The sequence below is a fragment of the Desulfomarina sp. genome (assembly GCF_054039375.1).
This window is the reverse complement of the sequence record NZ_JBPLBA010000200.1, coordinates 1-4,950: the sequence shown is the minus strand read 5'-3', so window position 1 is coordinate 4,950 and position 4,950 is coordinate 1. Positions and strand designations below refer to the sequence as shown.

Genomic DNA, 4,950 nt, shown 5'->3' with positions numbered 1-4,950 from the left:
GTAACTGGAGAAAACAATGGAATTTACACGTGAAATTTACTGGAATGTGGGGCATGGGGTCTGGACACTGCTGCCTATGTATCTTCTGACCCTGGGTGCTTTTTTTGTATTGATCAAGGTGTTTCTGCAACGCATTGCTGTCTATAAACAGGGGCTTCCATTGAACCGTACCGACCGTACCGCAGACCGGTTCCGGGGAATGATCACGAAAATACTGTTCCAGCAGAAAGTTATCCGGGTGAGGTGGCCGGGTCTGTTGCATGGCCTGTTCTTCTGGGGATTCGCTCTGCTTTTCATCGGTACATGCCTGATCGTTGTCCAGGCTGATTTCACGGATCTCCTTTTTGATGTGAAATTTCTGACAGGTACATTCTATAAACTTTTCTCCATTGTTCTTGATCTGGCAGGCCTTGTCTGTATTGTCATGCTGGCCGGGCTGCTTGTCCGACGGTATTTCTTTCCTCCCGAGGGGCTGGAGACTAAAAAAGATGATGCCATTATGCACGGCCTGCTCTTTGCTATTCTTCTCACCGGTTTTATTATTGAAGGCGCCCGGATGGCAGTGACTGAGATGGGAACGCCTCTCGCCGCCTGGTCACCCGTCGGCCTGGGGGTTGCCTCGCTCCTGTCCGGCCTGGGAGAGCCGACACTGCTTCTCCTGCACAAGGGGACATGGTGGTTTCATCTTCTTCTGGTGATGGCTTTCTTTATTTTAATCCCATACACGAAGTTTCGTCATATCATTACTACCAGTGCCAATTACTTCTTTGAGGATCTCGGGCCCAGGGGTAAGCTGGTCTCTCTTGACCTGGAGGATGAGGATGCTGAAACATTCGGGGCAGCCGGCTTGAAGGAGCTGACCTGGAAGGATATTTTTGACGCTGATGCCTGTACTCTCTGTAAACGTTGTCAGGATCGCTGTCCCGCCTATAATACCGGAAAACCGTTGTCACCCATGAAGCTGATCAACCAGATCGGAGATGCCGCATTCAATGATCCGGATGCAAATCTGATTGAGTTAATCGGCAAAGATGTACTCTGGGCCTGTACCACATGTCGGGCCTGCCAGGAGATTTGCCCCGCGTCCATTGAGCATATAAGTAAAATTGTGGAGCTCAGGCGGAGTATGGTGCTCATGGAAGGGGAATTCCCGGGAGACGAGGTGATGGCAGCCATGGAGGCCACTGAAGTCAATGGTAATCCGCTGGGGATCGGTTACGCGGAAAGAGGTGAATGGGCAAAAGAGCTTGGTGTACCCGTGCTGGCGGAGGACAGGGAAATCGATGTTCTCTATTTCGTCGGCTGCTATGGTTCTTTTGATAAAAGAAATATTGGTGTTGCCAGAAGTTTTGTGAAACTGTGCCAGGCCGCCGGGGTCAGGCTGGGAATACTCGGCAAGGAGGAAAAATGCTGCGGTGAACCCATGCGCAAGATGGGCAATGAGTATCTGTACCAGACCCTTGCCATGGAAAATATAGAACTGATAAAATCTCATGATATAAAGAAAATAGTCACCACCTGTCCCCATTGTTACAACACGCTGGAAAAGGATTATCGTGATCTCGGCCTGGAGGTTGAGGTGGTAACTTATACGGTTTTTCTTGAGGAACTGATTCAATCCGGCAGGTTGAAGATTAACTCTGAACATCTCTTGTGTACCTATCATGATTCCTGTTACCTGGGCCGGCACAATGATATTTATGATGCGCCTCGTTCGCTCATCCGTGCCGCCGGGGGCAGCCTGGTTGAAATGGAAAAGAACAGGGCGGAAGCGTTTTGCTGCAGTGCCGGAGGTGGCCGGATAATGGCTGAAGAAAATATTGGTGAACGGATCAATATCAAAAGGGTCAATATGGCTGTGGAAACCGGGGCCGAGGTACTGCTGTCCAATTGTCCCTTCTGCCTGACCATGTTTGAGGACGGTGTCAAGGGCGCGGAGGTCGAAGAACAGTTAACCCCCAGAGATATTGCTGAAGTCCTTGCGGAAAGGATTCAGGTAACAAATTAAGATCCAAAAAAACGGAATTGGAGGCAAACAGTGAAGATTCTTGTCTGTATAAAGCAGGTTCCTGATATGGAATCAAAGTTTAAAGTCGACGACAACGGGACCTGGTATGACAGGGCCGATCTTGCCTGGAGAATGAACGAATATGATGAGTATGCTGTGGAGCAGGCGGTTCAGTTGAAAGAGCAGGTGGGGGATGGTGATCTCACCGTACTGTGCATAGGTGGGGATCAGGTCAAGGAAACCATGAAAAAAGCCCTTGCCATGGGATGTGATCGCGGGGCTCATATTCTTGATGATGAGGTGAGTACAAAAGAGCCCGGCCAGATTGCAGCAATTATCGCTGAATTTGCAAAAGATAAAAACTTTGACCTTATCTTTACCGGTATGCAGTCTCAGGATCGAGGCAGTGGACAGGTGGGGATCCTGGTGGCAGAGTTTCTTGGACTTCCCAGTGTTTCCACCATTGTTGACTTTGTGTACGAGGATGGAAAAATCGATGTAAAAAGAGAGCTGGAAGGTGGTATCAAGGCCTGTGTCAGTTTGTCCACCCCTGCACTGTTAACGTGTCAGCTCGGTCTTAATACTCCCCGTTATCCCACGTTGCCCAATATCATGAAGGCCAAGAAAAAAGAACTGCTTTCCATTCCTGTTGAAGAGCTGCTCAAGGTCGAGGCGAGGCAGGAGACAGTCAGGGTATATTTCCCCGAGAAGAAAGGCGGCGGGCTTGTGCTCGAGGGTGAGGTTGATCAGCTTGCCGATCAGTTGATCCAGATTTTAAAAGAGAAAACAACTGTTTTTGCATAGGGGGAGAATGATATGAAACTGTTACTTATTGCGGAGTTCAGGGATGGTCAGTTGCTGGCGGGCTGGAGTGAACTGCTGGCATTTTCCAGGGAAATGGGTGGAGAAAGTGTGTTTTTTCTGGTGGGCAGTGGAGAACAGTTGCCGACATATGATGGAAAAATCTACCTTGCCGACAGTTCAGTTCATGGTGAATACAATCCTGATGTTCATAAGAAGCTTATTGTTGACATCGTGGAAAAAGAGCAGCCTGACATGGTCGTTTTCAGTCATTCCTCATATGGCTGGGATCTTGCGCCACGTGTGGCTTTTGCTCTTGGCGCCTCGCAGGTATCCGAGGTGATTGATGTTGCGGATGGTGTACCTGTGGTTCCCGTATGCAACAGTAAATTGAGGCGTGAGGTGAAGATCAGAACGAATCAGGCCGTGGTTACTCTTCAGGCGGGTGCGTTTGGCCTGCAGGAAGAACCGGTCGGTACACCTGCCGTGGAGAATATTTCTGTTGACGCTGCCGGCAGGACGATTTTCAGCGGATACGAACAGGCGGAAAGCGGCGGAGTGGATCTGGCGAAGGCTTCAGTGATAGTCAGTGCCGGCCGTGGTATAGGTAAGCCGGAAAACGTGGAGATGATAGCCGGTCTAGCCAAAGCTCTTGGTGGTGAATATGGAGCGTCCAGACCGGTTGTTGACTCAGAATGGGTGGAACACAACCGGCAGGTCGGTACTACAGGGCAGACTGTTGCCCCCAAACTGTATGTTGCCTGCGGTATCTCCGGAGCCATACAGCATCTTGCCGGTATGAAAAAATCAGAATTTATTGTCGCGGTCAACACGGATAAGGATGCCCCGGTGGGGGAGGTGGCTGATGTTCTCGTTGTGGCTGATCTCAAACAGTTTGTTCCGGTATTGACCGGGAAAATTGAGTCTCTGTAAACGGGGAGTCGCCAAAATGATAGAATCAGTTTTTCAGCAAATGAACGAACTGTTTGTGCCTGGGACTATGACCGGGCCGGTCAGTTTTTATTTTTCCCTGGGAGAGTGTAAAAAAACGGTGAAACTCTCTCCCGATGCCTGCCTTGTTGAGGATGGTCGTACCGTGGAAAATGCGGATTGTGTCTGCAAAACCAGTCCCGACTTTTTTATGAAAATCTGGCGGGAGGATTACAGGCCGGGGATGAAGGATTTTATGACCGGCGTGATAAAATCAAATAATCCCGGTGCGCTGCAGGGTTTTCTGCGTTGTTTTGGAAAAAGTGTTTAGGAAGGTGAAAATGGAAGCTCTCACGGAAATAAAAGTTCGGGGATATCATTGTGATTTTTACGGCCATGTGAACAATGCCCGGTACCTCGAATTTTTCGAGGAAGACCGGTGGGCCCGCCTCGAATCGTCCATCGATCTGCAGAAGTGGGCGAAAAAAGGGTTGATATTTCTTGTTGTCAATATCAATGTCAATTATCGTAGCGCAGCTCCGGTCGGCGCAACACTCACAGTGATGTCACGACTTGAAAAAATCGGCAGCAAGAGTGCGGTGTTAAAGCAGGAAATAGTCTATAAGGAAACTGAGGAACTTGTGGCGGATGCCCTGGTGACCTTTGTGGTTCGGGATCGCAACGGAGCGGTCGAGATGACGGGGGAAATTCTGGAGGAGATAGAAAAGCTGGGGCACCTGTGACCAATTACCTTTTTATCCGATCTTCGCCTTGCCCGAAAAATGTTTCTTCGTTTTATGGTTGACATTCATTGTGCTTATAGATTACACAAAGATAATTGAACCGGGAGCTGCATTCTCTGTGTTGACTTGAACGTAAAGGTTAGATATGCATGCCCGCGCAGGCAGGTAAAAGCAAACAAAAGAGCCTGCAAAAAGCCGGGTCACTTGTGAGCAATTACAAATTATGACCTAAATCCTGCAATTGGCAAGTTTACCGAAGATGCGAGGTTCAATGGCGCTGACGTATAGGCATACTTCAAGCCATTGAAAACGAAGCAGATTCGGTAAAATTGCCAATCCCTCAGGGCAAAGAAAATGAAAAAATTTACATTCACCTGAGAAGTGAATAGCCAAATTTGCTTGATATATCATAATGTATTGAAATCAAGTTATATTTACATTTTTTCATTTTCTGAAGTGCAGGATTTA

5 protein-coding genes are annotated in these 4,950 nt (G+C 48.5%); all 5 read left to right on the top strand.

Annotated features, from left to right (window positions below; all coding sequences use genetic code 11):
- The first annotated feature begins 16 nt into the window (after positions 1-16).
- Genes ACXLDX_RS11535 through ACXLDX_RS11515 form a run of 5 tightly spaced genes read left to right on the top strand, consistent with a single transcriptional unit; the run spans position 17 to position 4,482 of the window.
- Complete coding sequence (locus tag ACXLDX_RS11535; protein ID WP_457577334.1) at positions 17-2,008, top strand: heterodisulfide reductase-related iron-sulfur binding cluster; 1,992 nt, start codon at positions 17-19, stop codon at positions 2,006-2,008.
- 30 nt (positions 2,009-2,038) lie between these two features.
- Complete coding sequence (locus tag ACXLDX_RS11530; protein WP_457577333.1) at positions 2,039-2,812, top strand: electron transfer flavoprotein subunit beta/FixA family protein; 774 nt, start codon at positions 2,039-2,041, stop codon at positions 2,810-2,812.
- Positions 2,813-2,824: 12 nt separating this feature from the next.
- Positions 2,825-3,742 carry an electron transfer flavoprotein subunit alpha/FixB family protein gene (locus tag ACXLDX_RS11525; RefSeq protein WP_457577332.1) on the top strand — a complete coding sequence of 306 codons (918 nt, stop codon included), beginning with the start codon at positions 2,825-2,827 and terminating at the stop codon, positions 3,740-3,742.
- A gap of 16 nt (positions 3,743-3,758) precedes the next feature.
- Entirely contained in the window at positions 3,759-4,070 is a 312-nt protein-coding gene (locus ACXLDX_RS11520; RefSeq protein WP_457577331.1) for a hypothetical protein, read from the top strand.
- A 10-nt stretch (positions 4,071-4,080) separates the two neighbouring features.
- Positions 4,081-4,482: an acyl-CoA thioesterase gene (locus ACXLDX_RS11515; RefSeq protein ID WP_457577330.1), complete on the top strand. Its 402-nt coding sequence runs from the start codon at positions 4,081-4,083 to the stop codon at positions 4,480-4,482.
- Positions 4,483-4,950 lie beyond the last annotated feature (468 nt).

What these genes read in the sequence shown, in the direction of transcription:
- ACXLDX_RS11535 (WP_457577334.1), top strand. Translation starts at nt 17, where the DNA reads ATGGAATTTACACGTGAAATTTACTGGAATGTGGGGCATGGGGTCTGG.
- ACXLDX_RS11525 (WP_457577332.1), top strand. Translation starts at nt 2,825, where the DNA reads ATGAAACTGTTACTTATTGCGGAGTTCAGGGATGGTCAGTTGCTGGCG.
- ACXLDX_RS11520 (WP_457577331.1), top strand. Translation starts at nt 3,759, where the DNA reads ATGATAGAATCAGTTTTTCAGCAAATGAACGAACTGTTTGTGCCTGGG.
- ACXLDX_RS11515 (WP_457577330.1), top strand. Translation starts at nt 4,081, where the DNA reads ATGGAAGCTCTCACGGAAATAAAAGTTCGGGGATATCATTGTGATTTT.